The sequence below is a fragment of the Donghicola mangrovi genome, assembly GCF_013377535.1.
Classification (GTDB): domain Bacteria; phylum Pseudomonadota; class Alphaproteobacteria; order Rhodobacterales; family Rhodobacteraceae; genus Donghicola; species Donghicola mangrovi.
In genome coordinates, this window is the sequence record NZ_JABCJE010000013.1 from 45,306 (window position 1) to 69,775 (window position 24,470).

At 62.0% G+C, this 24,470-nt stretch carries 24 protein-coding genes; 10 read left to right on the top strand and 14 right to left on the bottom strand.

Annotated elements, in window-relative coordinates:
• Nucleotides 1–2: 2 nt before the first annotated feature.
• The 5 genes from HJ536_RS18190 to HJ536_RS18210 form a co-directional block, all read right to left on the bottom strand.
• Nucleotides 3–656: a dual specificity protein phosphatase family protein gene (locus tag HJ536_RS18190; RefSeq protein ID WP_177158838.1), complete on the bottom strand. Its 654-nt coding sequence runs from the start codon at nucleotides 654–656 to the stop codon at nucleotides 3–5.
• Nucleotides 653–1,480 carry an inositol monophosphatase family protein gene (locus HJ536_RS18195; protein WP_228028800.1) on the bottom strand — a complete coding sequence of 276 codons (828 nt, stop codon included), beginning with the start codon at nucleotides 1,478–1,480 and terminating at the stop codon, nucleotides 653–655. Before HJ536_RS18195 ends, HJ536_RS18190 begins: the two co-directional genes overlap by 4 nt.
• 69 nt (nucleotides 1,481–1,549) lie before the next feature.
• Nucleotides 1,550–2,662: an ABC transporter substrate-binding protein gene (locus tag HJ536_RS18200; RefSeq protein ID WP_176853682.1), complete on the bottom strand. Its 1,113-nt coding sequence runs from the start codon at nucleotides 2,660–2,662 to the stop codon at nucleotides 1,550–1,552.
• 41 nt (nucleotides 2,663–2,703) lie between these two features.
• Nucleotides 2,704–3,825: an ABC transporter ATP-binding protein gene (locus tag HJ536_RS18205; protein ID WP_177158840.1), complete on the bottom strand. Its 1,122-nt coding sequence runs from the start codon at nucleotides 3,823–3,825 to the stop codon at nucleotides 2,704–2,706.
• 3 nt (nucleotides 3,826–3,828) lie between these two features.
• On the bottom strand, nucleotides 3,829–5,661 hold the full coding sequence (locus HJ536_RS18210; RefSeq protein ID WP_228028801.1) for an ABC transporter permease: 1,833 nt from the start codon (nucleotides 5,659–5,661) through the stop codon (nucleotides 3,829–3,831).
• A 274-nt stretch (nucleotides 5,662–5,935) separates the two neighbouring features.
• On the opposite strand from HJ536_RS18210, the gene HJ536_RS18215 reads away from it, so the two are divergent.
• Together HJ536_RS18215 and HJ536_RS18220 are read left to right on the top strand one after the other, a co-directional pair.
• Nucleotides 5,936–6,565, top strand: a complete 630-nt coding sequence (locus HJ536_RS18215) for a hypothetical protein (RefSeq protein ID WP_177158841.1) — start codon at nucleotides 5,936–5,938, stop codon at nucleotides 6,563–6,565.
• A complete protein-coding gene (locus HJ536_RS18220; RefSeq protein ID WP_177158842.1) occupies nucleotides 6,555–7,589 on the top strand; it encodes a phytase in 1,035 nt (344 codons plus the stop codon). Before HJ536_RS18215 ends, HJ536_RS18220 begins: the two co-directional genes overlap by 11 nt.
• A 42-nt stretch (nucleotides 7,590–7,631) precedes the next feature.
• Here HJ536_RS18220 and HJ536_RS18225 read toward each other — a convergent pair whose 3' ends face one another.
• The 4 genes from HJ536_RS18225 to HJ536_RS18240 are packed head-to-tail and all read right to left on the bottom strand — an operon-like array spanning nucleotide 7,632 to nucleotide 10,564.
• Nucleotides 7,632–8,096 (bottom strand): CYTH domain-containing protein, encoded by a 465-nt coding sequence (locus HJ536_RS18225; RefSeq protein ID WP_228028802.1) that lies wholly within the window; start codon nucleotides 8,094–8,096, stop codon nucleotides 7,632–7,634.
• Between the two features lie 8 nt (nucleotides 8,097–8,104).
• Nucleotides 8,105–8,857, bottom strand: a complete 753-nt coding sequence (locus HJ536_RS18230) for a ParA family protein (RefSeq protein WP_176853687.1) — start codon at nucleotides 8,855–8,857, stop codon at nucleotides 8,105–8,107.
• 2 nt (nucleotides 8,858–8,859) lie between these two features.
• Nucleotides 8,860–10,386, bottom strand: coding sequence for a CHAD domain-containing protein (locus HJ536_RS18235; RefSeq protein WP_177158844.1), 1,527 nt, complete (start codon nucleotides 10,384–10,386; stop codon nucleotides 8,860–8,862).
• A 4-nt stretch (nucleotides 10,387–10,390) separates the two neighbouring features.
• Complete coding sequence (locus tag HJ536_RS18240; RefSeq protein ID WP_176853689.1) at nucleotides 10,391–10,564, bottom strand: ribbon-helix-helix protein, CopG family; 174 nt, start codon at nucleotides 10,562–10,564, stop codon at nucleotides 10,391–10,393.
• A gap of 159 nt (nucleotides 10,565–10,723) precedes the next feature.
• Between HJ536_RS18240 and HJ536_RS18245 the strand changes: the two genes are divergently transcribed.
• From HJ536_RS18245 to HJ536_RS18265, 5 genes are read left to right on the top strand one after another with little or no spacing between them, the layout of a single operon-like run.
• On the top strand, nucleotides 10,724–11,800 hold the full coding sequence (locus tag HJ536_RS18245; protein WP_177158845.1) for an ABC transporter ATP-binding protein: 1,077 nt from the start codon (nucleotides 10,724–10,726) through the stop codon (nucleotides 11,798–11,800).
• A complete protein-coding gene (locus tag HJ536_RS18250) occupies nucleotides 11,787–13,061 on the top strand; it encodes an ABC transporter substrate-binding protein (RefSeq protein ID WP_177158846.1) in 1,275 nt (424 codons plus the stop codon). Before HJ536_RS18245 ends, HJ536_RS18250 begins: the two co-directional genes overlap by 14 nt.
• 49 nt (nucleotides 13,062–13,110) lie before the next feature.
• Entirely contained in the window at nucleotides 13,111–13,983 is an 873-nt protein-coding gene (locus HJ536_RS18255) for a carbohydrate ABC transporter permease (RefSeq protein WP_177158847.1), read from the top strand.
• Nucleotides 13,980–14,798, top strand: a complete 819-nt coding sequence (locus HJ536_RS18260; RefSeq protein ID WP_177158848.1) for a carbohydrate ABC transporter permease — start codon at nucleotides 13,980–13,982, stop codon at nucleotides 14,796–14,798. Before HJ536_RS18255 ends, HJ536_RS18260 begins: the two co-directional genes overlap by 4 nt.
• Before the next feature lie 12 nt (nucleotides 14,799–14,810).
• A complete protein-coding gene (locus HJ536_RS18265) occupies nucleotides 14,811–15,620 on the top strand; it encodes a sugar phosphate isomerase/epimerase family protein (RefSeq protein WP_177158849.1) in 810 nt (269 codons plus the stop codon).
• A 42-nt stretch (nucleotides 15,621–15,662) separates the two neighbouring features.
• On the opposite strand, the gene HJ536_RS18270 is transcribed toward HJ536_RS18265, so the two are convergent.
• The 4 genes from HJ536_RS18270 to HJ536_RS18285 form a co-directional block, all read right to left on the bottom strand.
• Nucleotides 15,663–17,846 carry a xanthine dehydrogenase family protein molybdopterin-binding subunit gene (locus tag HJ536_RS18270; RefSeq protein ID WP_177158850.1) on the bottom strand — a complete coding sequence of 728 codons (2,184 nt, stop codon included), beginning with the start codon at nucleotides 17,844–17,846 and terminating at the stop codon, nucleotides 15,663–15,665.
• Nucleotides 17,843–18,844 (bottom strand): FAD binding domain-containing protein, encoded by a 1,002-nt coding sequence (locus HJ536_RS18275; RefSeq protein ID WP_177158851.1) that lies wholly within the window; start codon nucleotides 18,842–18,844, stop codon nucleotides 17,843–17,845. Before HJ536_RS18275 ends, HJ536_RS18270 begins: the two co-directional genes overlap by 4 nt.
• On the bottom strand, nucleotides 18,841–19,344 hold the full coding sequence (locus HJ536_RS18280; protein ID WP_177158852.1) for a (2Fe-2S)-binding protein: 504 nt from the start codon (nucleotides 19,342–19,344) through the stop codon (nucleotides 18,841–18,843). The genes HJ536_RS18275 and HJ536_RS18280 overlap by 4 nt, the downstream gene beginning before the upstream one ends.
• 206 nt (nucleotides 19,345–19,550) lie before the next feature.
• Entirely contained in the window at nucleotides 19,551–20,096 is a 546-nt protein-coding gene (locus tag HJ536_RS18285) for an alpha/beta fold hydrolase (RefSeq protein ID WP_420811100.1), read from the bottom strand.
• Here HJ536_RS18285 and HJ536_RS18290 point away from each other — a divergent pair.
• Nucleotides 19,989–21,215 (top strand): TRAP transporter large permease, encoded by a 1,227-nt coding sequence (locus HJ536_RS18290; protein WP_338082460.1) that lies wholly within the window; start codon nucleotides 19,989–19,991, stop codon nucleotides 21,213–21,215. The two genes, HJ536_RS18285 and HJ536_RS18290, sit on opposite strands and share 108 nt — an antisense overlap.
• A gap of 83 nt (nucleotides 21,216–21,298) precedes the next feature.
• Here the strand turns inward: HJ536_RS18290 and HJ536_RS18295 are convergent, their stop codons facing one another.
• Nucleotides 21,299–22,216, bottom strand: a complete 918-nt coding sequence (locus HJ536_RS18295; RefSeq protein WP_177158855.1) for a helix-turn-helix transcriptional regulator — start codon at nucleotides 22,214–22,216, stop codon at nucleotides 21,299–21,301.
• Nucleotides 22,217–22,688: 472 nt separating this feature from the next.
• Here HJ536_RS18295 and HJ536_RS18300 point away from each other — a divergent pair, with 472 nt between their 5' ends.
• Both HJ536_RS18300 and HJ536_RS18305 read left to right on the top strand, forming a co-directional pair.
• A complete protein-coding gene (locus tag HJ536_RS18300) occupies nucleotides 22,689–23,570 on the top strand; it encodes a carbohydrate ABC transporter permease (RefSeq protein ID WP_177158856.1) in 882 nt (293 codons plus the stop codon).
• Nucleotides 23,571–23,573: 3 nt separating this feature from the next.
• A complete protein-coding gene (locus HJ536_RS18305) occupies nucleotides 23,574–24,470 on the top strand; it encodes a carbohydrate ABC transporter permease (protein ID WP_177158857.1) in 897 nt (298 codons plus the stop codon).

Genomic DNA, 24,470 nt, shown 5'->3' on the forward strand with positions numbered 1-24,470 from the left:
CCCTATTCGCCTTCGGTGATGGTTGCGGGTTCGAACGGTCGGATCATGGCTACCATATCCGCAGACCACTGCGCCGCATCAACAAGAACCTGCTTGGGCGCTTGCGGCCATTCGTCGGGGTGAAGCTGACGGGCCACACGGATGTGGTCGATCGCGGCCTGCAAGGTCGGGTAGTTGGACGGGCATTCCAGATGCAGGAACAGGGCCACCAACGTGACAGAACGGGACCGACCGCCACGGCAGTTCACCAGAATATTGCCCGTACCCTGCCACGGATAAGAGGGCTTTTGCGGAAAGGTCTGCTCGATCAGCCCCTTCAGCTGGTAATAGCCCGCCAGCAGCATCGGCGTAGGGTTCCCCGGCCCGTCCACGATCCCCAGCTTGTAGTACCGCACGGGCGACCAGCCAAAGGGCAGATTGCGCGTCTCGGGATCAACATTGGTGACCATGTTGATGTCCAGATTGACGGCGCAATTGACCACGGTGCCCACGCCATGTTCGGCCAGATAGGCCGGATCAGAGGCCGCCTGTTTGTTCCCGATATAGAGGTCGATCCCCCGCCCATAGAGGTTCCGGTGGATCAGGTGCATCGGGTCACGGGCGGCATCGGCGCGGGCAAAAGCCTCTTTGATGCGGTCGATTTCGGCGGTGGTCATGCGCTGGCCTCTTTCAGCGTGACGGGGGCCAGAACCTTGGCGAATTGATCGGCCAAGGCGGGGGTGATCGCCAATACGGGGCCGGTCGCGGTCAGGTCGGCCACGGTCGCGGGCCAAGTGCCGATGCGCCCGCCCGCCTCTTCGACCATCAGAAGGCCCGCGAGGCAGTCCCAGCTGCTCATGATGCCCTCGAAATACCCGTCAGAGCGGCCCTCGGCCACATAGGCCAGCGCCAAACCGCCGGAGCCCCCACGGCGGATGTTCGCGCCCTCTTCCAGCACTTTGCGCTGGGCCTCGAGATAGGTCTCGACCGGCAGGCGGCGGGACCAGCCCATTTCCAGACAGGCGCTAGAGGCCGCCAGAGTGGTGGTGACGCGCATCGGCTGGCCGTTTTTCAATGCCCCGTGGCCACGGCGGGCAAAGTAACGTTCGTTCAGCACGGGGTTGGTGATGGCCCCCAATTCGCACCGACCGTCCACGCAGAACGCGATGATCACGCAGAAATGGGGCACCCCACGGGCAAAGTTCGCGGTGCCGTCCACGGGGTCGATCACCCATGTGGCGCGGCCGGGGATGCCGCCCCCCTCTTCGCCCAAAATCGCGTCTTCCGGAAAAGTATGGGCAATCTCCTGACGGATCAGGTCCTCGACGGCCAGATCGGTTTCGGTCAGAAAATCCTGCGGGCCTTTCATGTCCAGCTGGCCTTCCTCGCGCTGGAGGAAGCCCTGGAGGGCGCGGTCGGCAGCCTTGGCGATCAGGGCTTCAAGGAATGCCGCGCGGGCATCAAGGTCGATCACCGGAGAGAGCGTTTGAATATCGGACAATGGGGTGGTTCCTAATGCAGAAAAGACGGGCCAAGGGCGGCCCGCCAGAATAATCATGAAAACAATGGCTTATTGGCCCAACTGACCCTGACGCGCCAGTGCCCAGATGTCCTGCCAGTCCTGACGGGCAGCCCAGTCCGCGCCGGAAGTGGTCGCGTCATAGGACATCATCGCATCCATATAGGCCACAACGCCCGAGGGTTCGTCCGCAGGCACGGCGTTCTGGGTGTTGGTCGACATCTTGCCGTCGACGGCCTGAGGGGCCCAGCCTTCTTCGGTCAGCATGTAGTGGACGAACAGCTTGGCGGCGTTGGGGCTGTCAGTGCCCGCAGTCATCAGCATGAACTTGGGATAGAGCAGACCGACCATGGGCTTCATGCTGTCACAGATGCCCAGAACCATGCCGTTTTCGTTCTCGCGGAACTTGGCGGTGGACATGATGCCGATGAAGTTCTCGGTGGTGTCGGGCGCGCCAACGGCCGCTGCCACATCGCTGTCCGAGTCCGTCAGAAGCGGGTTGTTCGCCGCAAGGGCCGCAACAAATGCCTCGGTCGCGCTGGCAAGGGTGGTTTCCAGGGGCTTACCGTAATGCGCCTCGTAGGCGGCGGCGATTTCGGCATCGTGGTGCATGGCCATCTGGTTGAACCAGTCGGTATAGAGCGACTTGGCCAGCGGATCGGGCATGGCGATACGCCCGTTCCATTCCTTGTCGGTCAGGGTCCAGATGTTGTCCACGGGACAGCTGTCATTCAGCGCGGTGTTGTAGGCCCAAACATCCGGCGAGGTCGAGACGATCAGCGGCGACTGGTATTTCGCGTCGATCTTGTCCGCCATATCCGAGGGCAGATAGCTGACAGTATAGCCGGGCTCGATCAGCTGAGCGGTTGCGGCGGGCAGGTCCGACACGATCACCACGTCGGCCTGCACATTGCCTGCCTGCGCCTCGCCTGCGATGATCTTGATGGTCGCCGCGGCTTTGGATTTGGTGCCCACAGCCTCGAGGCCGTATTTCGCGGCAAAGGCATCGGCCTGCTCTTTGATCTTGCCGGTCGAGTCATAGATGGTCAGCGCCGGTTCGGCTTTGGCGGCCTCCAGAAGGGCGGCTTCGTTGAAATCCTCGGCCAGCGCGGGGGCGGCGAATGCCATGCACAGCGGAAGGGCGGTCGAGATCAAGTACTTCATGTTTCAATCCTGAAGATGTTCGGAAACGAAGGGGAAAAAGGTCAGATCACACCCGCAGAGCTGCGGGAATGGTCATGGCTTCGGCTGACGCCGGACGCGATCCGTGCGCCGGTGTCAGAAAACAGGTGCATCGCCTCGGCCAGCGCCGAGACATAGACCGCCTGCCCAACGCGCCAGCGCGGCGGGGTCTGGGTGGACTGGACCAGCCGGATGGGACCCGCATCATCGGCGCAGGTCAGCTCGACCAGCCAAGAGCCACCCGTGGGCAGGATGCTTTCGATGATGGCCGTGACCGCCCCCGCACTTTCGCTCAGGCCAAGGGTGATCCCCTCGGGGCGCAGGCCCAGTTCATGGGCGGGCGCGTCCAGACCGGCAGCACGGGCAAAGCTGCGCGCCACATGAGACGCCGCGGGCAGCATGTTGATCGGCGGGTTCCCGATGAAATCAGCCACAAAGCGGTTGGCGGGGGCCTCGTAAATCTGGGACGCGGTGGCGTATTGCTGCAACGCGCCCTTGGACATGACGGCAATATGGGTGGCGAGGGTCATCGCCTCCCACTGGTCGTGGGTCACGAAAACGATGGTGGTGCCGAATTCGCGGTGCAGGCGCGACAGTTCGGCGCGCATGGTCAGGCGCAGGGCTGCGTCCAGATTGGACAGGGGTTCGTCCAGCAGCAGGATACCGGGGGTCACCGCCAGCGTCCGCGCCAAGGCCACCCGCTGCTGCTGCCCACCGGACAGTTGCGCGGGGTAGCGATCCTCGAGCCCTTCGATCCGCAGGGTCGCGACCATCTGGGCCACGCGGGCCTTGCGCTGGGCTGCGGGCATCTTCTGGATCTTGAGGCCGAACTCGATATTCTGGGCCACGGTCATGTGCGGCCAGAGGGCATAGGACTGGAACACCAGCCCGATCCCGCGCTTTTCGGGGGGCACAAAGATGCCCTTGGTCACGCTGTCCAGCACGCGGCCATCGACGTCAATCTCGCCCTCGGACAGGGTTTCCAGCCCCGCGATCATGCGCAGAATGGTGGACTTGCCGCACCCCGAAGGCCCGAGGATACAGGTGAACGACCCGTCCTCGACCGTGAAGGTGATGTTGTCGACGGCAGCAGCGGCCTTGGGGCTGTAGCTCTTGGTCAGGTGGGAAAGGGTAATCTTGGGCATGGGTCAGCTCTCCAGTCCCTGCGCCAGACCGGTGCCTGTGATGCGGTTGATGACCAGCGTCCCCACAAGGGCGATCAGCGCGATCATCAGCACCACAGCATTCGCGGCCTGAGTGTAGTTGTAATCGACAAGTCGGATGGAAAAGGTGGTCAGGACGTCCGTCGCCGGAACCGCCAGAATGATGAACAGGCTCACTCCTTTGATCCCCGAGATGAACGGCATGATCATCGCCGTCACCAGAGCGCCCTTCTGGATGGGAACGATGATGGCCATCATGCGCTTCCACCAGCTGGCGCCCATGATGCGGGCGCTTTCCTCGACATCGCGGCCCAGTTGGGTCATCGCCGAAATCCCGGCGCGCGAGGCAAAGGGCATCTGGTCCGCCACCAGCGCCAACAGCAGGATCAGGGGCGTCCCATAGAGCGCGGGGATCGGCCCGTGGGGCACCGCGAACAGCGACAGGAACGCAGCGGCGAACGCAATCCCCGGCACCAGATAGGGAAAGAATGTGATCTGGCGCAGGGCCACGGCCAGCCACCGCACGGGCGAACGGGTGACGATATAGCCCGTCATCAGCCCCAGAAGGCCCGCACAAATCGAGGCCGTCCCAACGATGCGCACGGAATTCCACGCAGCGGCCCAGAATTCATCGGACAACAGGATGCCGTTGCGCAGCGCCACAGTCCCCAGATCCCGCCCGATCCAGTAGTCCAGCGTGAAATTCGACAGGGTAAAGCGGCCGGGCAGTTGCATTACCGTAGACAGGGCCAGCGCCCCCAGCGGCACGATCACCGCCACACAAAACAGGCCAAAGGCAAAGGCAAACGCGGGCCATTGCAGAACGCCAAGGGACTGGCGGCGCCCCATGCTGCCTTTGCCCCCGATGATGGCGAAACGGCGGGCCTCTCTCATCATCCAGGTATCGAGCGACAGGGTAACCACGCCGATCAGCAGGATCACACCGGTAAAGACCGCGGCCATGCCCGATTGCTGGGTCCCGATCGCCCGATAGAGCGAGGTCGCCAAGGTCTCGAACTGTACGGGTAGCCCCAGCACATAGGGGACCGAGAACTCGCCCACCGCATCCGCGAACATCAGCAGCGCCGCCGACATCACCGCAGGGCGCATCATTGGGAAGACGATTTGCAGGGCCAAGGTCCCCTTGCCCGCCCCCAGCATCCGGCCCGCATCCTCGAGCTGGCTGTCCAGACGGCGCAGGGCGTTCCCCACAAGCAGGATCACAAAGGGAATGTAGTTCAGCGTCATGATCACGATGGTCGGAAAGATGCCATAGGACACCCAGTCGGGCAGCTGATAGCCCATCGCCTCGACCCAGCCGGGTTGGCCGCCGATGGTCGCGTTCTTGAACAGGGTCGTCCACGCCAGCGCAAAGGTCCACGCGGGCAGCATAAAGGGGATGATCAGCGCGGTCGCCAGCCAGCCCCGCCCCATCAGATCGGACCTGACCAGCAGCCACGACAGCACCGAGCCGATCACCAGCGCCAAGCTCATGGACACCAGCGCCACGGTCAGCGTGTTCACCAGCGGCTTCCAGAAAATGATACCGGACATCCGCGACGCAAACGCGCGGCTCAGGTAATAGCTGGTCCAGTCGCCTACCTCGCCCCCGATACGGGCGGCGTCACCGGTCTGGATGGTGAACATATCCTGAAAGATCGACACCAGCGGCACCGCGATCAGCCACCCGAACAGCACCAACATGCATAGCCCCGCCAAGGCAGTCGGCTCCTTGCGGGCGATGGTCAGACGGTGCCTTAGGCGCGCACCGAATGGGGCGGGCTCGGGCCGTGTCGGGTTGGTTGCCAAGGTCGACAAAACAGGTGTCTCCGTCCGTGAATTTCGAGGGAACACCTAACCGCCGCTTGTGACAGATTCGTGAATTTTGCAACTACGTGCAATTTTTATCACACTGTTTAAAAACGGTAATTTTTTTCATTACTCAATTCATCGCATCAATGTGCTGATTTCCCACTGCTTTTCCTGCGTACCCCTCACCCTCCACCGCCGCACCCGAAAATCCCGCCACAAAACCGTTACAGACTCGGCCTAGCGGAGCGGCGTCTTGTGACCCTTTGCTTTGGAGCTCCCGATGAAAATGCTTCCTGCGGCAGTGCTTTTGGCCGCCCTTCCCTTTGCCGCCCTTGCGGATGTGAACAAAGAAACCATCACGCCGAACAACACCCTGACCGCAGCGCCGACCGCCTGGCTGGGGCAGACCCCGCACTTTGTGGTCATGGGCACCGTGAACGGATTTGACTTTGACGTGCAGTATCTGGACCTGACCAAGGCCGACATCCACAACATCGAAGTGAAACGCGAATACCTGATCGACGGCGATGCGCGCCCCTACCAAGAGGTGGATTTCGAGCTGCAGGCGGTCATCGACGGCATCGCCAAAAAGATCGAAGGCAAGCTGAACCACGCGGACTTTCTGACCCTGACCCTGCCCGCCACGCTGGAACTGGGCCCCGAGGAAAACCCCGCCGGTCAGAAGACCTATACCGAGTTCGAGTTCGAATGGGAAAACGACGGCATTTCGGTGAACGAAGAGCATGGCGAATGGACCGGCACCGCCGAGATCCCCTATGACGATGCCTTTGCCAGCGCCGAGCCTTTGGCCGATGGTCTGGCCGGTGGCTACATCAACGCGGTGCACGGGGACGATCACCTAGTGATCTCTTACACCTTTGAAATCGGGGAGGCCGAAGTTGAAGAGTAACGCCCTTCTGCTGCTGGCGGCGCTGCTGCCCGCCCCCTTGGCCGCCGAGGTTCCCCAGATCATGGTGCAAGCCCGCGCGGAATCCGCCCCCATCGACGGGGATGCGGACGATCCGGCGATCTGGGTAAACCCTTCGGACCCGATGAAAAGTCTGGTGCTGGGAACCGACAAGACCAAGGGACTTTATGTCTTTGATCTGGCGGGTCAGCAGGTGGATTTCCTGCCCGATGGCAAGCTGAACAACGTGGATATCCGCCCCTTTCGCCTGATGGGCGAGGATGTCTGGCTGGCCTCGGCCGCCGAGCGGGGCGCGGAAAAGCTGGTGTTCTGGATCATCCGTGCGGACGGGTCAATCACCCATGCCAGCCCCTTTGCCTTTGACGGCGTGCCTGCGGATATGGCCGACGGGGTCGAGAATATCTACGGCTCTGCACTGATGCGCGATCCGGAAACGGGGCGTGTGTCGGCGCTGGTGAACTACAAATCCGGCCATGTGATCCAGTGGGACGTGACCGAGCAGAATGGCGAATTGGCACTGACCTATCTGCGCACGCTGCAAGTCCCCAGCCAGCCTGAAGGCATGGTTTCCGACGACCGCACCGGCCTGATCTATGTCGGCGAGGAAGACGCCGCCATCTGGCAATTCCCCGCGTGGCCCGAGGGCGGCGACACCGGCAAGACCATCGCGAACGTGCCGTCCGATTGCTTTCCCCGCGACGATATCGAGGGGCTGTCGATCTATGACGGGGCCGAAGGGCACTATCTGGTCGCCTCCAGCCAAGGCATCCATCGCGCCGCGATCTTTGATCTATCGGACGCGCAGACCCCGTGTGTCGGGCTGGTCGGGGTCGAGGCTGGCGAGATTGACGGCGTGACCGAAACCGACGGGCTGGACGTGACCGCTGCGCCGCTTGGGCCGAACTATCCTGCGGGGATGCTGGTCATGATGGATGACCAGAACGAGATGTTCACCACGGGCTTCAAGTACATGTCCTTTGCGGACGTTCTGGCGGGCCTTAAGTAAAATCGGCGCGCGGGGGCCACGGGGTATCCCGCGCGTTTTGCGTTATTCGGGTGCGCTAGGCGCCACAGCCAAGGCACTGTTTTTATAACGCTTATCCTCGGTCACATCGGCGCCGAACCAATCGGGCGCGGTGAACGCGACCGCCTCTTCGACCGAGGCAAATTCGACCTCGACCAGCATCAGACCTGCCAGATGCCCGTCGAAGATATCCAGCTCGACCACCGCCCCATCCGGCAGGGCTCCGGTATAGCGGGTCTTTTCCAGCCGCCGCCCCTCGGTCGCGGGCCAGAGGGCGTTAAAGTGCCCCTCTTCTATCGCGGTTTCGTATTCCTTGCGGGCCATTGTGCCCTTGGATTTGACGGTGATGTAGTAGCCCTGCCCCTTTTGGCGGACGCGCACTTCGATGCTGTCCGCGCCAGAGGTGATATAGCCTTGCCGCACGACCTCGGCCTTGAACCCGTCCAGCGCGGGGCACTCCGCCACAAGGTATTTTTTTTCGATCTCCATCGGGGCGCTCATGCTTTGCCGAGCCTTTCCATCACCTCGTCGTGCAACTCGCGATAGGCGACGGCGGCGGCACTGCGGGGGGACGTAGCGATGACCGGCGCGCGGTGCACGCCCATCCGCTCGATATCCGAGGTGAAGGCGATCTGGGTGTTCAGGAACCGCTTTTTGTGGGCTTTGCGCATCTCTTCCATGGTTTGCCCGTGCAGGGATTTGATCCCCTGAGACATGGAAAAGAACGCGTGCAGCTTGTTCACGGGCAAGTCGTGCTCGCGAAAGAATTCTTCGAGTTGCTCGAAGGTGCGCTGGGAAAGGGTCGTCGGGATGACCGGCACCACGATGCCGTCGGCCGCGCTGAACACGTTCTCGGACAGGGTCGAGATGTTCGGCGGGCAGTCCAGAAGGATCACGTCATAGTCGCTTTTCACGGCCTTCAGCGCCTTTTTCAGGCGCGAGCGGCTGTTCTTCATCCGGCTCAGAAAGACGTCGAAATCGCGAAAGGTCATGTTGGCGGGCAGGATATCGAGGTTGTCGTAATCGCTGCCACGGATGGATTTGGTGAACCGCTCCACATCGTCGAAGAACTTGGTTTCCGTCAGTTTCTTGGACGGTTTCACCCGAAAATAGAAGCTGGACGCCCCCTGAGGGTCCAGATCGCACAAGAGGGTCCGCTGGCCCGCATCCGCCAGCGCATAAGACAGGTTCACCGCTGTCGCCGTTTTACCGACCCCACCCTTGTTCGAATAGCACGCAATGATTTTCATGGTTACCCCTCCCCGCCGTGGAACAGATCACGGAATGTTTGTTGAGTCTCGGGACTGTTAAAGGACTGGAAGCTTTCGACGACCTTCTGCCGTTCCCCCAGTTGCCGTTGGTGCAGCACCGCGATCAGGGCGCCGACACTTTGGGCCAGTTGCATGTTGCCCGCGTGATCGTCCGTCCCCAGCCCATCAAGAAAGGCGCGGAGGCTGTCCTGCTGAACCGAATAGTCATTGAACAGCCCCAAGTTATCCTGAAGCTTTTTCAGGGGCTTGATCAGGGACTTGAATTCTTCGGCGGGGAACGCGGGGGCAAAGAACTCCATCAGGTAGCGCAGCTTTTTGCAGTGGATGCGCAGTTCGTGAACCTCTTCATCCTCGGTCTGGTCGTCGATGGCCTCGGCAATCTTGCAGATCTTGCGATAGCGTTTCCAGATCAGGGCCGAGGCGAAATCATGGGCCTGACTGTCCGCGTCGGGGCCGCGGTGCAGGCGCTTGGGGGCCTCGAACAGGCTAACCAGTTTGGTGATTTCTGTGGCATAGCCCTTGGATTTCAGGTGCTTTGCCAGCTTCTGATGGGCAACGGTGCGTTCGGCGGCGAACATATCGAACATCCGCTCCAGCCCGCCATGAAGGCTCTGGGGCACTAGGTCGAAAAAGAAGTCCCGTTCCAGCAGATAGACATCCAGATCGCGCAGGCGCCCCGTCGGCGCCATCAGGTCCGAGAACCGCTGTTTCAGCCGCTCTGTCTGTTTGTCCGAGTAGACCCCTTTGAACAGGCTAACCACCGAGCGGATTTTGCGCAGAGCGATGCGGTAGTCGTGCAGGAACTCAACGTCGATGTCGTCGACCACGCCCTGCTCGTTCTGGCGCGCCACGGGCAGATAGGCCGCGATGATCGCATTGGCGGTGTCGAACACCGTCGCGTCAGCCTCCAGCTCAAGGTCGGGCTTGGCCACATAGGGCGCGTGCTCGGGCAGCAGCGCAATCAGGGGGTGACGGTCGGCATAGGGCACCGCGCCCGCCCCCAGCAGATCGGCCTGCAACTGGGCAAAGGCCTTGTCATAGCCCCGCAGGCCTTGCAGTTGCGCGATGGCGATGCGGTGACCCAAGTCGGGGGTCAGGATGTGGAACCTGGCGCGGGCTTGGGTCTTGCCCTCTTTGTCCAACAAGGCCAGTTGCGCGGTTTGCAGACGCCCCTGAGCCAGCGGGATCAAGCTGCGCAATTCGGGGACACAGGCCAGCGCCAGCTTGACTGGCCCCTCGGCCAAGTCCGCCACAAACCCGGCGGGCTGATCGACACCGGTCTGGGTCAAAACCTCGCCATCGGCGGTCCAAAGGGTCAGCTCCCCGCCCGCTTGCAGCAGGCACATCCCGCTCTGGCGCAGGGTTTCGTCAAAGGTGTCCAGCAGCGCAAAGGGCATGTCCTCTTCGCTGCGGGTCATGTGCTTGGTCAGCTTGCCAGTGGTCGCCCCCGCAAAAGCGGTCAGCGCCTCGGCCGGAACCAGAAAAATCGGAACAGATGGAAATGGCATGGGGTCAGGTTTTCTTCAGATAATCTTCGACAAGGGTTTCGATGATCCTCTGGACGCTGGTCTCTTCTTCGATCGCGCGCAGCTTCAGGGCCTTCAGGGTTTTGCTGTCCAGCCGCAGAGAGGTGTTCTTTTTCTTGGATTTGTCCTCTTTGTCAGAGGACTTCTTCTCTTTGGCCATGGACCCACCCGTTGTGACGTAATGACGTCATTATTTCACCAATGCCGTGAATTTTCAACCGTTTCCAAGGTGTCCCGCCCCGACCCGAAGCCCCCGCTGACATAAAACCTTCGTTTTGGTGTCATTTGGCGTTCGCCTTGGGATGCTCTCTGCACACGTATGCACAAGAGCCAAGACCCGATCCAGATCACCTCTGTCAGCCGCGCATTCGGGGAAACCCATGCGCTGAAGGATGTCTCTGTTTGCCTGCAGCCGGGGGCGTTTTCGGTGCTTCTGGGGCCGTCGGGCTGCGGGAAATCCACGCTGCTTCGGCTGATCGCGGGGCTGGACCAGCAGACCAGCGGGACGATCCATATCGGCGCAAAGGAAGTCACCGGCACCTCGCCCAACGACAGGAACGTGTCGATGGTGTTCCAGTCCTATGCCCTGTTTCCCCACCTGAACGTGGCCGAGAATATCCTGTTCGGTCTGAAGGTCCGCAAAACCCCCAAAGCCGAGCGCACCCAGCGCCTGACCCGCGTGGCCGAAATGATGGGCCTGAGTGCGCTGTTGGACCGCAAACCGGCACAACTGTCGGGTGGGCAGCAGCAGCGCGTGGCCCTGGCTCGCGCGGTGATCAGCGAACGGCCGATTTGTCTGATGGACGAGCCTTTGTCGAACCTTGATGCCAAGCTGCGGACTGAAATGCGGGTGGAACTGCGCGCGCTCCAGCAACAGCTGGGACTGACGGTCGTTTATGTGACCCATGATCAGGTCGAAGCGATGACCATGGCCGACCAGATCATCGTCATGAACCAAGGCCGGATCGAACAGACCGGCACGCCCCACGACATCTACACCCGCCCCGCCACGACCTTTACCGCGGGCTTTATCGGCACGCCCCCGATGGCGCTGTTTGATCCTGCGGATTTGGCGGACGGCCCCTTGCCCGATGTGCGCCAGCCCCACCTGATCGGCCTTCGGGCCGAGGATATGCACGTGGCCCCCAGCGGCCCCTCAGCACGGATCACCGGCGTCGAATACCTTGGCGCGGATCGTCTGGTCAGCGCCACCGCGGGCCAGACACGGTTCATCATGCGGATGCCCGCCGCTGCCCCCGTGCCCCCGTCCGAGTTTCCCCTTGGCTGGTCGCCCGAGGCTGTCAGCGTCTTTGCCACCAACGGCCAGCGCCTGACCCAGTACGATTTTCCCACCCCGTCCCTAGCTCAAAAGGACACGACCCATGAAACTGCGTAACGTCTTCTTCGCAAGCTCGGCGATTGCCGCTCTGGGGACCGGTGCTTCGGCGACCGATCTGGAATTCTACTTCCCCGTGGCCGTTGGCGGCGCGGCGGCGGACACCATTCAGGCCCTGACCGAAGAGTACATGGCCAACAACGCGGACGTGAAGATCGACGCGATCTACACCGGCTCTTATGCGGACACCACGACCAAGGCGATCACCGCCGTCCGTGGCGGCAACGCGCCCCAGCTGATCATCTCGCTCTCGACCGACATGTTCACCTTTATCGACGAAGACATGATCGTCGCGTGGGATGATTTCGTCACCGAAGAAGAGCAGACCGACTGGATCGGCGGCTTCTACCCCGCGTTCATGGCGAACAGCCAGACCGAAGGCAAAACCTGGGGCATCCCCTTCCAGCGCTCGACCCCCGTTCTGTACTGGAACAAAGAAGCGTTCAAAGCCGCTGGCCTGAACCCCGAAGAAGGCCCCAAAAACTGGGCCGAAATGGTGGAAATGGGCAAAGCCCTGACCGTCAAGGACGACGCGGGCAACGTCACCCAGTGGGGCGTGCACATCCCGTCGTCGGGCTTCCCCTCGTGGCTCTGGACCGGCATCGTTGCGGGTAACGGCGGCAAACTGGCGGACGATACCGGCACGCAGGTGACCTTCAACTCTGACGCCGCTGTTGGCGCGCTTGAGGCTCTGGTCGCCCTGTCCGCCACCGACGAAGTCATGGCCCCCGGCATTCTGGATTGGGGCGGCACCCCCAAGGCGTTCTTCGACGGCCAAGCCGCGATGATCTGGACCACCACCGGCAACCTGACCAACGTGCGCACCAACGCGCCCTTCGACTTTGGCGTGGGCTTCCTGCCCGGCCTGCAGCAGAACGGCGCCCCCACCGGCGGCGGCAACTTCTACCTGCTGAAGGGCTCGAGCGACGAGGAACTGCAGGCCGCTGCGGACTTTGTCAAATGGGTCACCGCGCCCGAGCAAGCCGCCAAGTGGACCATCGCAACCGGCTACGTCGCGCCCCGCCCCGATGTCTGGGAAACCGACACCATGAAGGCATACACCGCCGACTTCCCGCAGGCGCTGGTGGCCCGTGACCAGCTGGAATACGCCGTTCCCGAGCTGTCGACCTTCGAAGGCCCCAAGGTCACCCAGCTGCTGAACTCGGCTCTGGAATCGGCGATCACCGGTCAGACCGAGCCCAAGGCCGCTCTGGACGGCGCGCAGGCCGCTGCCGAAGCGATCCTGAAGCCCTACTACTAAGTCTCTCTGGGGCCTCCGTCAGCGGAGGCCCCTTTTTTAGGGGTGCGTTATGATCAAACGGGAATGGATCTACGCTTGGGCGCTGCTCTTGCCGGCGTTCGTGTTCCTGATCACGTTCACCCACCTGCCTGCGGTTCAAACGCTGCTGAACAGCTTCTGGACCACGCCCAAAGGCCGCCGCGCCTCGGTGTTCACGGGCCTTGGCAATTATGAGCAGATGCTGACCGATCCGATCTTCATCAAGGCGATGGTGAACTCGGCGATCTATGCGGCGATCACGATCCCCGCCTCGATCGTTCTGGCGCTGGTCATGGCCCTGCTGGTGCACCGCTCGTTCCGAGGGGTCGGCCTGATGCGCATGTCCTTCTTCACGCCAACGGTTCTGCCCTTGATCGCGGTCGCCAATATCTGGCTGTTTTTCTACGCGCCGGGGTTTGGCCTGATCGACCAGATCCGTCTGTTCTTCGGCCTGCCCTCGGCCAACTACGCGGGCCAGCCGGACACCGCCCTTTATTCCGTGGCCATCGTCGCCATCTGGAAAGAGGCCGGTTTCTTCATGATCTTCTTCCTTGCTGCCCTGCAAACCGTCCCCCAAACCCTGCGCGAAGCCGCCGCGATTGAGGGATGCTCGCGCTGGACGTTCTTTCGCCGCGTGACCCTGCCGCTGATCATGCCCACGACCCTGTTCGTGTCGGTGAATGCGGTGATCAACGCCTTTCGCCTTGTGGACCATGTGTTCGTGATGACCAAAGGCGGCCCCGATAACGCCTCGATGCTGCTGCTCTACTACATCTACGAGACTGGCTTCCGGTTCTGGGACACGGCCTATGCGGCGGCACTGACGGTGGTGCTGATCGCGATCCTCGGGGTTGTGGGGATCGGGCAGTTTTTCATCGCGGACAAGCGGGTGCACTACAAATGATCCACGACACGCCCCTCGACCGCATCCTGATCCGTAGCGCGGGCACCCTGCTGGCGCTTCTCTGGATCGTGCCGCTGGCCTATGCGGTCTGGGCCGCGATCCACCCGCCCGCGTTCGAGGCCCGCTTTGACCTGACCGCCCCCTTAACGCTGGCCAACTTTACCAGCGCGTGGGACCAGGCGCCCTTTGCCCGCTATTTCCTGAACACGATCCTCTTGGTCGCGATCATCCTCGGCACCCAACTCGTGCTGTGCACGCTAGCGGCCTTTGCGTTCGCGCGGCTGGAATTCCCCGGAAAATCGCTCCTGTTCGCCCTGATCCTGATGCAGATGCTGGTGATGCCCGACATCCTGCTGGTCGAGAATTACCGCACCATGCGCAGCCTTGGGCTGGTGGACACCATCCTCGCCATCGGCCTGCCCTACTTTGCATCGGGCTTCGCGATTTTCCTGTTACGCCAGACCTTTATGACCATCCCAAAAGAACTGGACGAAGCCGCACGGATCGAGGGCTGCTCCCTGCTCGGCGTCCTCTGGCGCGTCTATGTCCCCTTAGGCAAGCCCGCGATGCTGGCCTTTGGCCTCGTGTCCGTGAGCCATCACTGGAACAACTTCCTCTGGCCGCTGATCATCACCAATTCCGTCGAAACACGGCCCCTGACCGTGGGCCTGTCGATCTTTGCCACCACCGATAGCGGCACCTCTTGGGCGGTGATTAACGCGGCGACCCTTATGACCTCTGCCCCGCTTTTGCTGGGATTTTTCCTGTTCCAACGCCAATTCGTGCAGAGCTTCATGCGCGCCGGCATCAAATAAAGGACCACCCTTATGGCTCTTTCGACCTTTGGCGCGGCTGTTGAATTTGACAGCTACCTGACCATCAAAGATTGGCTCTGCGAGGCGGATCGCCCCATCGAAATTCAGGATTTCGTCATGCCCGACGTGATTGCGGGTGATTGCAGCGACCTGATCGGCCAGTACCAAACCGCGCTCGACGGGCACAATGGCCTGCGCGGCATCCACGGCCCATTCTTTGGCCTTGAGCTGTCCAACCCCGACCGCGCCATCCGCGCCATCATTCAGGACCGCTTCCTCAAGGGGCTCGAGATCGCCGAAGCCTTGGGCGGCTCCCATATGGTCATTCACAGCCCGTTCACCATGTGGAACGTCCTGAACCGCCGCAACTACCCCAAGGTCGAGGCCCAGATGTTCGAGGCCGCGGCCGACTGTCTGGCCCCCGTTCTGGCCCGCGCGGCCGACATCGGCTGTACCCTTATGCTGGAAAATATCGAGGACACCGACCCCGCCTCACGCATGGATCTGGTCCGCCAGATCAACCATCCGAACCTGAAGGTCTCCATCGACACCGGCCATGCGGATCTGGCGCACAACAACTACGATGCACCGCCCGTCCCCGACTTCATCGCCGCCGCCAGCGGCCAATTGGGGCACGTCCACCTGCAGGACGTTGACGGCTATGCTGACCGCCACTGGCACCCCGGAGAAGGCCGCATCAACTGGGCACCTGTGTTGAACGGATTGGCGCAGTTGGAGGAAGCACCGCGCCTCATCCTTGAGGTGCGCGATCGTGCCGCCAAAATCCCGCAAACCGTTCAGTGGCTGGAAACGCTGATCTAAATCTGCTGCGGCGCCCGAAAACTAGGGGCGCCGCATCTAGAATTAGCCCTCCAGCAACGCCACCATGCGGTCGGGCAGCACCGGATAGTCATAGGCCCGCTTGCTCGTCGCATGGCTGATCGCGTTGATAACCGCGGCTCCGGCGCCAGAGATGCCCAGTTCCCCGATGCCCTTGGTCTGGATCGGGTTGGCCCAGTCATCGCGCTCCTCCAGGAACACCACCTGCATATCGCCGGGCACATCCGCGTGGGCTGGCACGTGGTAATTGGCAAGGTCGCGGGTCACGATATGGCCGTCGCGCGGATCGCTCTGCATCTCTTCGGTCAGGGCGGCACCGATACCCCAGATCATCCCGCCAAGCGCCTGACTGCGCGCGGTTTTCTCGTTCAGGATACGGCCCATAGACATCACCCCCAGCATCCGGCGCACGCGGATTTCTCCGGTCCATTCGTTGACCGCAACCTCGGCGAAATGCGCGCCAAAGCCCGAGGAAAAATGGCTTTTGGCGGTTTTCCCCTTTTGGATGGTCGCTTCGGCTAGGATTTCCTCGGACACAAGTTCCGTCAGGGCAGCCTCTCGGTTATCGCCACGGGCCTGACCGTTTTGCAGGGTCAAACCCTCCGCGTCACAGCCGAGCCGTTCAGCAATCTCTGCCCGCAGCTTTCTCGCAGCTAGGAACACGGCGGAGCCTGCGGAATTCGCTCCGAAGCTACCGCCAGAGCCCGACGCACCGGGCAAATCGGAATCCCCCAGACGCACCGTCACATTCGCGGCAGGCAAACCCAGCATCTCGGCCGTGATTTGCGCCAGAATGGCGTAGGTGCCGGTGCCGATATCGGTCATGTCGGTCTCGACGATGGCTTGATCGCCGGTCAGGCGCACGCGGGCCGAGGATTTCACCAGCATGTTCGATCGCGCGGCCGAGGCCATGCCGATCCCGATCAGCCAGTCCCCTTCGCGGCGAGTTCCGGCTTGCCAACGGTCGGCCCAGCCAAAACGAGCAGCGCCTTCGGTCAGGCAATCGGCCAACCGGCGGGCGCTATAGGGGCGACCGTCGATGGGATGCTTTTCGGGCAGGTTCTTTAGCCGCAGCTCCAGCGGGTCCATCCCCAGCGCATCGGCCAACTCGTCAATCGCGGCCTCGAAGGCCAGCATTCCGACAGCCTCGCCCGGCGCGCGCACGGAACCCGCAGGCGTTGCCGCAATGCGCGCCACGGTCTGGGTAAAGCTCAGTCCGTCCGCGCCATACAGGAACTGCGAGGCTTGGCTCACGGGCTCGGCAAACCCCTCTCCGTCGATGTTGGACACGCGGTCATCGTGGGAAATCGCGGTGATCCGGCCGTCCTTGGTGGCCCCAAGGCGGACGCGCTGCGCGGTTTCAGACCGGCGCAGGACGGTGTCGAACACTGTCTGGCGGGTCATCACAACGCGCACAGGGCGGCCCAATTTTTGCGCGGCGATGGCGGCGGCGGCAGCTTCGGGGCCAAGACCCAGCTTGGAGCCGAACCCGCCCCCGACAAAGGGCGCGAGGATGCGCACCTTGGAGGGGTCGATCCCCAGTGTGTCGGCTAGCTCGGCCTTGTTGAACCGCACCATCTGGAGGGCGCTGCGCAGGGTCACGTGGTCCCCTTGCCAATCGGCGATGGCGGCGTGGGGCTCCATCGCGGCGGCGGCCTGAGAGGGCGTGGTGTAGGCACGGTCAATCTGCACTTCAGCAGCGGACCAAGAACTGTCGAAATCGCCCGCGGTGACGGGATCGTCGGTTTCCGTGTCCGGCGTTGTCTCGGGCGAAACTGCGGCGGCTTCGGCATGATAGTGCACGGTCAGGCGCTGAGCGGCGTCCCGTGCGGCCTCGAAGGTTTCGGCGACGACCAGCGCGATGGGTTGGCCGTGGTAATGGACCTCGTCCCCGGTCTGCACGGGGGCTGATCCGGCCATGCCTTGGGCAGGGTTGCGGATCATGCGGGGGTCGGTGATCACGTCGATCACGCCGTCGATCCCGAGCACCGTATCACGGTCCATGCCGGTGATCCGCCCGCGCGCGATGGTCGCCCGCACCAGCACCCCGTGAGCCATCCCGTCCGGCGCATGATCGGCAGTGTAGTCCGCGGTGCCTGAGACTTTGCGCGGGCCATCTGGGCGATCCATCGGGGTGCCGATCACGCCTTGTTTCGTTTCGTCCAGCAGGCGGGGCTGCGGACTGTCCATGGTAAAGTGATCTTTCATGCCTCTGCCCTCGCGATGTCGGTGCCGGTTGTGTCGGCCAGCCCGGTCAGCTGGCGCATGGTGGCGACGAAGGTCCGGCGCAGCAGTGCGCGTTTGTATTCGGTTTCGGGGTGTGGCGCGGGATCAGGGGCCAAGAGGTCCGCCGCGCGGCGGAACAGATCGTCCGAGGCCGGTTGCCCCAGCAGCATCTGCTCCACTTCGGGGATCGTCCATGGCTTCGGCGCGACGCTGCCAAAGGCGAGGCTGACGTCCGTGATCGTGCCACCCTCCATCGTGACCGCTCCGGCCACCGACACCAGCGCAAAGGCATAGGACGCCCGGTCGCGCACTTTGCGATAGCCCTGCCGGCTGCCCGACTTCGGCGCGGGCAGGATCACTGCCGTGATCAGGTCGCCGGTTTCAAGGATCGTCTCGCGGTCCGGTCGGTCCGCGGGCGGGACATAGAGGTCTTGCAGGGGGACGCGGCGGGTGCCGTTCGCGCCGTGGATTTCCACCTCGGCGCCTAGGGCGGTCAGCGCCACCGCCATGTCCGACGGGTGCGCTGCAAGGCAGTGATCGGACGTCCCGAACAGGGCCAGCATCCGCCCACCCCCGCCAATGGCCGCGCAGCCCGCACCGGGGGTGCGTTTGTTACAGGGCTGCGAGGTGTCGTAGAAATACGGGCAGCGCGTACGTTGCAGCAGGTTGCCGCCGGTTGTGGCCTTGTTCCGGATTTGGGCCGACGCGCCCGCAAGGATGGCCCGCGACAGCAGCGGCCATCCGGCGCGCACGAGGGGATCGTAGGCCAAGGCGCTGTTCGTCACCAATGCGCCGATGCGCAGGCCGTCGCCCTCGGGCACGATGGCGGACAGGCCTTCAAGGCGGGTGATATCCACCAAGGCCTCGGGCGTCATGACCTGAATCTTCATCAAGTCCAGCAGGTTGGTGCCGCCCGCGATGATCTGCCCGCTGGTCACGTCATCAAAAGTTTCTGCGCGGTGATAGTCAAAGGGCCTCATTCCTTGCCCTCCGCTGCCATGGCGATCGCCTCGCGGATCAGCGGATAGGCCGAGCAGCGGCAGAGGTTGCCGGACATACGTTCAGCAATCTCGGCGTCGGTCAGGGCCGCGCTGTCCAGATCATCGCTGACGTAGGAGGGCGCGCCATTGGCGATCTCTTGCAAGAGCGCGGTGGCGGACATGATCTGGCCGGGCGTGCAGAAGCCGCACTGGTAGCCGTCTTTCTCGACAAAGGCCTTTTGCAGTTCAGACAGCAGTTCCGGAGAGCCGATGCCCTCGATCGTGGTGATCTCGTCGCCGTCATGCATGGCGGTCAGGCAGAGGCAAGCGTTCACCCGTTCGCCGTTCAGCAGGATCGTGCAGGCCCCGCATTGGCCGTGATCACAGCCCTTTTTGGTGCCGGGCAGGCCCAGATCGTCGCGAAGTGTGTCCAGCAATGTCCGGCGTGGATCATGCTCGACCGCGTACGATTTCGCATTCACTGATAAATAGGTTTTCATGGGAACTCCGATGCGTCAGGGCGGCGCGCGGCAATGCCGCACTTCGTAGGTTAACGGGCCCCACGGCCGTTGGTTCCCGTTTTGGGTCAGGACATCGGGGCAAGCGGCGTGTTTGGCACCCTGCCCCATCCAGATGCGAAAACGCGCAGCGGGCTGGTTCATCCGGTCCCCTGCGCGTTTCCTGACCTAGCTTTTCAAGCCCGATTTCAGTCCTGAAGCTCCAGACACTCGGCCCCCATACCCATCTTGGCAAGCGCATCGACAAAGAACGGCAAAAAGCCCTCTGGGTGTTCGCTCATGGGGAAGTGGCCCAGTTCGTCCATCACGGCCAAGGTCGCGCCGGGGATCTGGTCGGCGGTGCGCTTGGCATCCTCGGGGGTGCAGGTCAGATCGTAGGCACCGAACTGATCCGCGTGCAGCGCCGCCAGTTGCAGGGCAATCCGCCCGCCCATCGAACAACCCGCAAGGATCGGTTTCTCGAGCCCCAACCCTTCGATCACCGCGAGCACGGTTTTGATATAGGCGTCGGTTTGCAGCAGGTATTCTTGGGTCTGGAACCCTTCGGGCGGCAGGGATTTCCCGTGCCACGGCATGTCAAAGGCAATCAGACGGTGCCTTTCAGTAACGGCAGGCGTGTTCATCAGGTGACGCCACTGGCGGTGTCGGTCGCGGGGATCGGGATGGCAATCAACTGGAATATCGCGTTCCAGCTGCTGCCCCTGACCATCTCCGAGGCGGTGCTGTCCTATGATCTGGCCGTCGTACCGATGTTCATCCTGATGGGCAACGTCATCTCCAAGACCGGCATCGCCCATGATCTGTTCCGTGCGGCCCATGCCTTTGTCGGGAATGTGCGGGGCGGTCTGGCCCTGTCCACGATGGTGGCGTGCTCCGGCTTTTCGGCGGTCTGCGGGTCCAGCTATGCGACCGCGGCCACGATGTCCAAAGTGTCGTACCCCAGCATGAAGCAGTACCGTTATTCGGACGAACTGGCGACGGGCACGATCGCGGCTGGTGGCACCCTTGGCATTCTGTTCCCGCCCTCGATCATCATGGTGATCTACGGCATCCTGACCCAGACCAACATTGGCGACCTGTTCATCGCGGGCGTGGTGCCGGGTCTTTTGGGCCTTGGCTTTTATATGCTGGCGATCCGCATCGTCGCGGGCCTGAACCCCGAGCACGCCCCCAAAGGCGAGCGCACCCCCTGGGCCGAGAAGATCAAAGCCCTGTCCGGCGTCTGGCCCTTTCTTCTGCTGTTCGGGATGATCATCGGCGGCCTTTACGCCAAGCTCTTCACCCCGACCGAGGCTGCGGGCATGGGAGCGGGTCTGGCGATCATCATCTCGATCCTCCATGGCCGCCTGTCGTGGTCGACCCTGCGGGCGATCATCGTGGACACCGCGTATACCTCGGTCTCGCTCTATACGGTGCTGTTCGGCGCGCTGATGCTGTCCAAGCTGCTGACCCTATCGGGCCTTGCGACCGGCGTGTTGATGCTGGTGCAATCCACCGGCCTCGAAGGGACTGCGCTGATCCTTGTGATGGTCTGCGTGTTTCTGGTTCTGGGCTGCGTGATGGACTCGATGGCGATCATCCTGATCTTCGTCCCCCTATTAGCGCCCATCGTCATCAGCCAAGGGTTCGATCTGGTGTGGTTCGGGATCATCGTCATCGTCGTGACCGAGATCGCCCTGATCACCCCGCCCGTCGGCATGAACGTCTTTGTCCTCAAGGCCGTGCTGCCCGATGTTCCCGTGGTCAAGATTTTCCGCGGCCTGATCCCGTTTAACGCCGCAGACGTGGTGCGGCTGGCGGTCCTGATCACCTTTCCGGCGATCAGTCTGTGGCTGGGCAGTTTGATGGGCTAAGCCACCCCGCGCTCTGATCTACGATCGACGAGAATTAACGCGCTGTCCGCCCAAGCCATCCGGTGCAGGCGGGCAGCGTTTTCTTAGCCTGCTGCCTCGCCCTGTAGCCGCGCTTTCTGCTCTCCCTCATCGAACTGAAAGAGCTGCCCCGAACGGCTGAGTTTCAGACGCTCCACATGGGCCCGAGGGCTGAGCCCAATAATGCGCTTGAACATGCGCGAGAAATAATAGGGATCGCCGTATCCCACCCTCGCGGCGGCTTCGGTGACGGAATGGCCGGCCTCCAGATACTGCATCGCGCGTTCCATCAGGCAGAATTGCTGGTACTGGCGCGGCGTCCGGCCAATCCGCTTCTGGAACGCCCGTTGGAAATAGTCGCGGTTATAGGGGGCTTCGTCCATCGTGGCCTGAACGATCGCAGGGTCCAGCGGATGGGCGCTGATCTTTGACGCCGCTTGCATGACCGCCAGATCAATCCCCGCAGTTCCTTCGATCGGTTGGGCCGCATCGGGCCGCCACCGGATGAAGGCCGCGTTGATATAGGCGTTCAGCAGCACCATGAACTGATGGTGCTGGGGCAAAGTCACCGACCCCGGCGGGGACTGGGACCGGAAGTGGCGGGCCAAGGGCTCGTACACGGGCCAAGGGGCCAGATCGGCGATGGGGCGCAGTTCCATCAGGGACAGCAAGTCGTGCTCGCCATAGGCGCGCAGGGTAAAGTGTTGGGCGATGCCGATATATTCGTCGCAGGCCTCCATCCATCCCTCAAAGCGGGTGCGGGGTGGGATCAGCATAGCTTGGCCCGGACGCAGGGTCAGGCGCTGGCCGTTCATCAGGTACTCGCCCTGCCCGTCCAGCGCGATGATCAGGTCGTAGACCTCGTTTGATTTATCCACCTGCCAAGAGGGCGCGTGCTGCATACGGATGGTCGAGCGTGTGAGCGTCAGGCTCAGGGCGCTGACGGGCACACGGTCCAGAACGCCGCCTTCGATTTCGTCCATGGGATGCCCCCTTTGGCCCGATAGGCCTGACTCATCATACCTATTGTTATTGCCACGGGGTTCATCGCGGGCAAGGACGTTCCTGTCTCAGGACATTTTTGAACTCCTACGGTTGTGACGACACTTGGAGTAGCACTTGGCACCCACCATCGGGCCAAGCAGGTTATTTTCCGCTTTTTATCAGGCAAATAGACTGCACTCCGACCCCCAAACCTCCCCCAACCTTCCGCAAAACCCGGCTTCACCGACCTTCCATATCGTCCATCTTTTTCCCCTTTATCGTGTATCCAAAACCTGCCCCGCCCCCTGATAACTTGTATGACAACATCGGGAATCGTGCAGGAGAGAGGCACGCCCCGATCTGCAACGGCACTGGACAGACGTCTTCGCAGTCCCGCCCGCGCAGCCACGGAGGAGAGGAATTAATGGATCAAACAAGAGTGCCGCCTTCGGGTGGCAGGTTAGGTGCGCCATGACGGCCCGCCGCTTGCTGGGGCTCGGCTATCTGGCGCCGTATATCGTCGGGTTGCTGGTGTTTACCTTGGTGCCGTTTCTGGCGTCCCTGTACTTGAGCTTTACCGACTATAATCTGATGTCGGCTCCCGTCTGGACGGGACTGCAGAACTATTTCGATCTCTTCACCTCGGACCGCACGTTTCGCCGGTCTTTGACGGTGACGCTGATCTATGTGTTCACCACGGTGCCGCTCAAATTGGCCTTTGCGCTGTTCATTGCGTACATCCTGAATTACCGCCTGAGGGGCATCAATTTCTTTCGTACCGCGTTCTATGTGCCCTCGATCCTTGGCGGGTCCATCGCGATTGCGGTGCTGTGGCGCTATATTTTTGCGACCGATGGCCTTGTGAATATGGGCCTGACCTCCATGGGGTTCGAGGCCGTCAACTGGTTCGGCGATCCCGGCAATGCCCTGTTCACCATCACGCTGCTGCGCTGCTGGCAGTTCGGCTCGGCCATGGTGATCTTTCTGGCGGCGCTGCAATCCATCGACAAATCGCTCTATGAAGCTGCCGCGATTGACGGCGCGTCGAAACTGCACAGCTTTATCTTCATCACCATTCCGCTGCTGACGCCGGTGATCTTTTTCAACCTGATCATGCAGATGGTGCAGGCATTCCAAGAGTTTAACGGCCCCTACATCATCACTGGCGGTGGCCCGCTGAAATCCACCTATCTCCTGCCCCTTTACATCTATGATGAGGCCTTCAAGCGGTTCGACATGGGCTATGCCTCGGCGATCGCATGGGTGCTGTTTGTCATCATCATGATGCTGACGCTGGTCGCCTTCTGGTCGTCGAAAAAGTGGGTGTTCTACGCCGGCGACAAGCGGAGCTGACCCATGACCCAGATAACTGACACATCGCTCGACTTTGCCCGTACGCAGGCCAGTGCCCGCATCCGTAAGGCCCGCATCAACGCCGTGATCCGCTATGTCATCCTTGGCCTTGTGGGGCTGGTGATGCTGTACCCGCTGATCTGGCTGGTGGGCGCCTCGTTCAAAACCAACAGCGAGATTTTCGCCAACCCCGGCTTTCTGCCCCACGAGCCCACGGCAGACGGCTATATCGAGGGGTGGAAAACCTCGACCCCTTACACCTTTGGTACGTTTTTCCTGAACAGTTTCAAGATCATCCTGCCCAAAGTGATCGGCACCGTGATCAGCTGTACCTTTGTGGCCTATGGCTTTGCCCGCTTTGAGTTTCCGTTCAAGAAGATCCTCTTTGGCTCGGTCATCGCGATCCTTCTGCTGCCCAATGTGGTGACCCGCATTCCCCAGTACATCCTGTTTCGGGATCTGGGATGGCTGGACAGCTTTCTGCCGCTTTGGGTGCCCTCGGCGCTGGCAGGGGATGCGTTCTTTGTCTTTATGCTGGTGCAGTTCCTGCGCGCCATCCCCGGCGACATGGAAGAGGCCGCCCGTGTGGACGGGGCCAACAGCTGGCAGACGCTGGTGTTCATCGTGGTCCCAATGCTGGCCCCTGCCCTGATCTCGGTCGCGCTGTTCCAGTTCATGTGGACCATGAACGATTTCCTCGGGCCGCTGATCTATATCAGCTCGGTCGACAAATACCCCGTCAGCCTTGCCCTGAAACTGTCCATCGACACCACCGAGGCCTTTGCGTGGAACCGCATTCTGGCGATGTCCGTGCTGACCATCACGCCTGCGCTCGCCGTGTTCTTCGCCGCCCAGAAATACTTCATCGAAGGGATCTCCGCCGGGGGGATCAAAGGATAA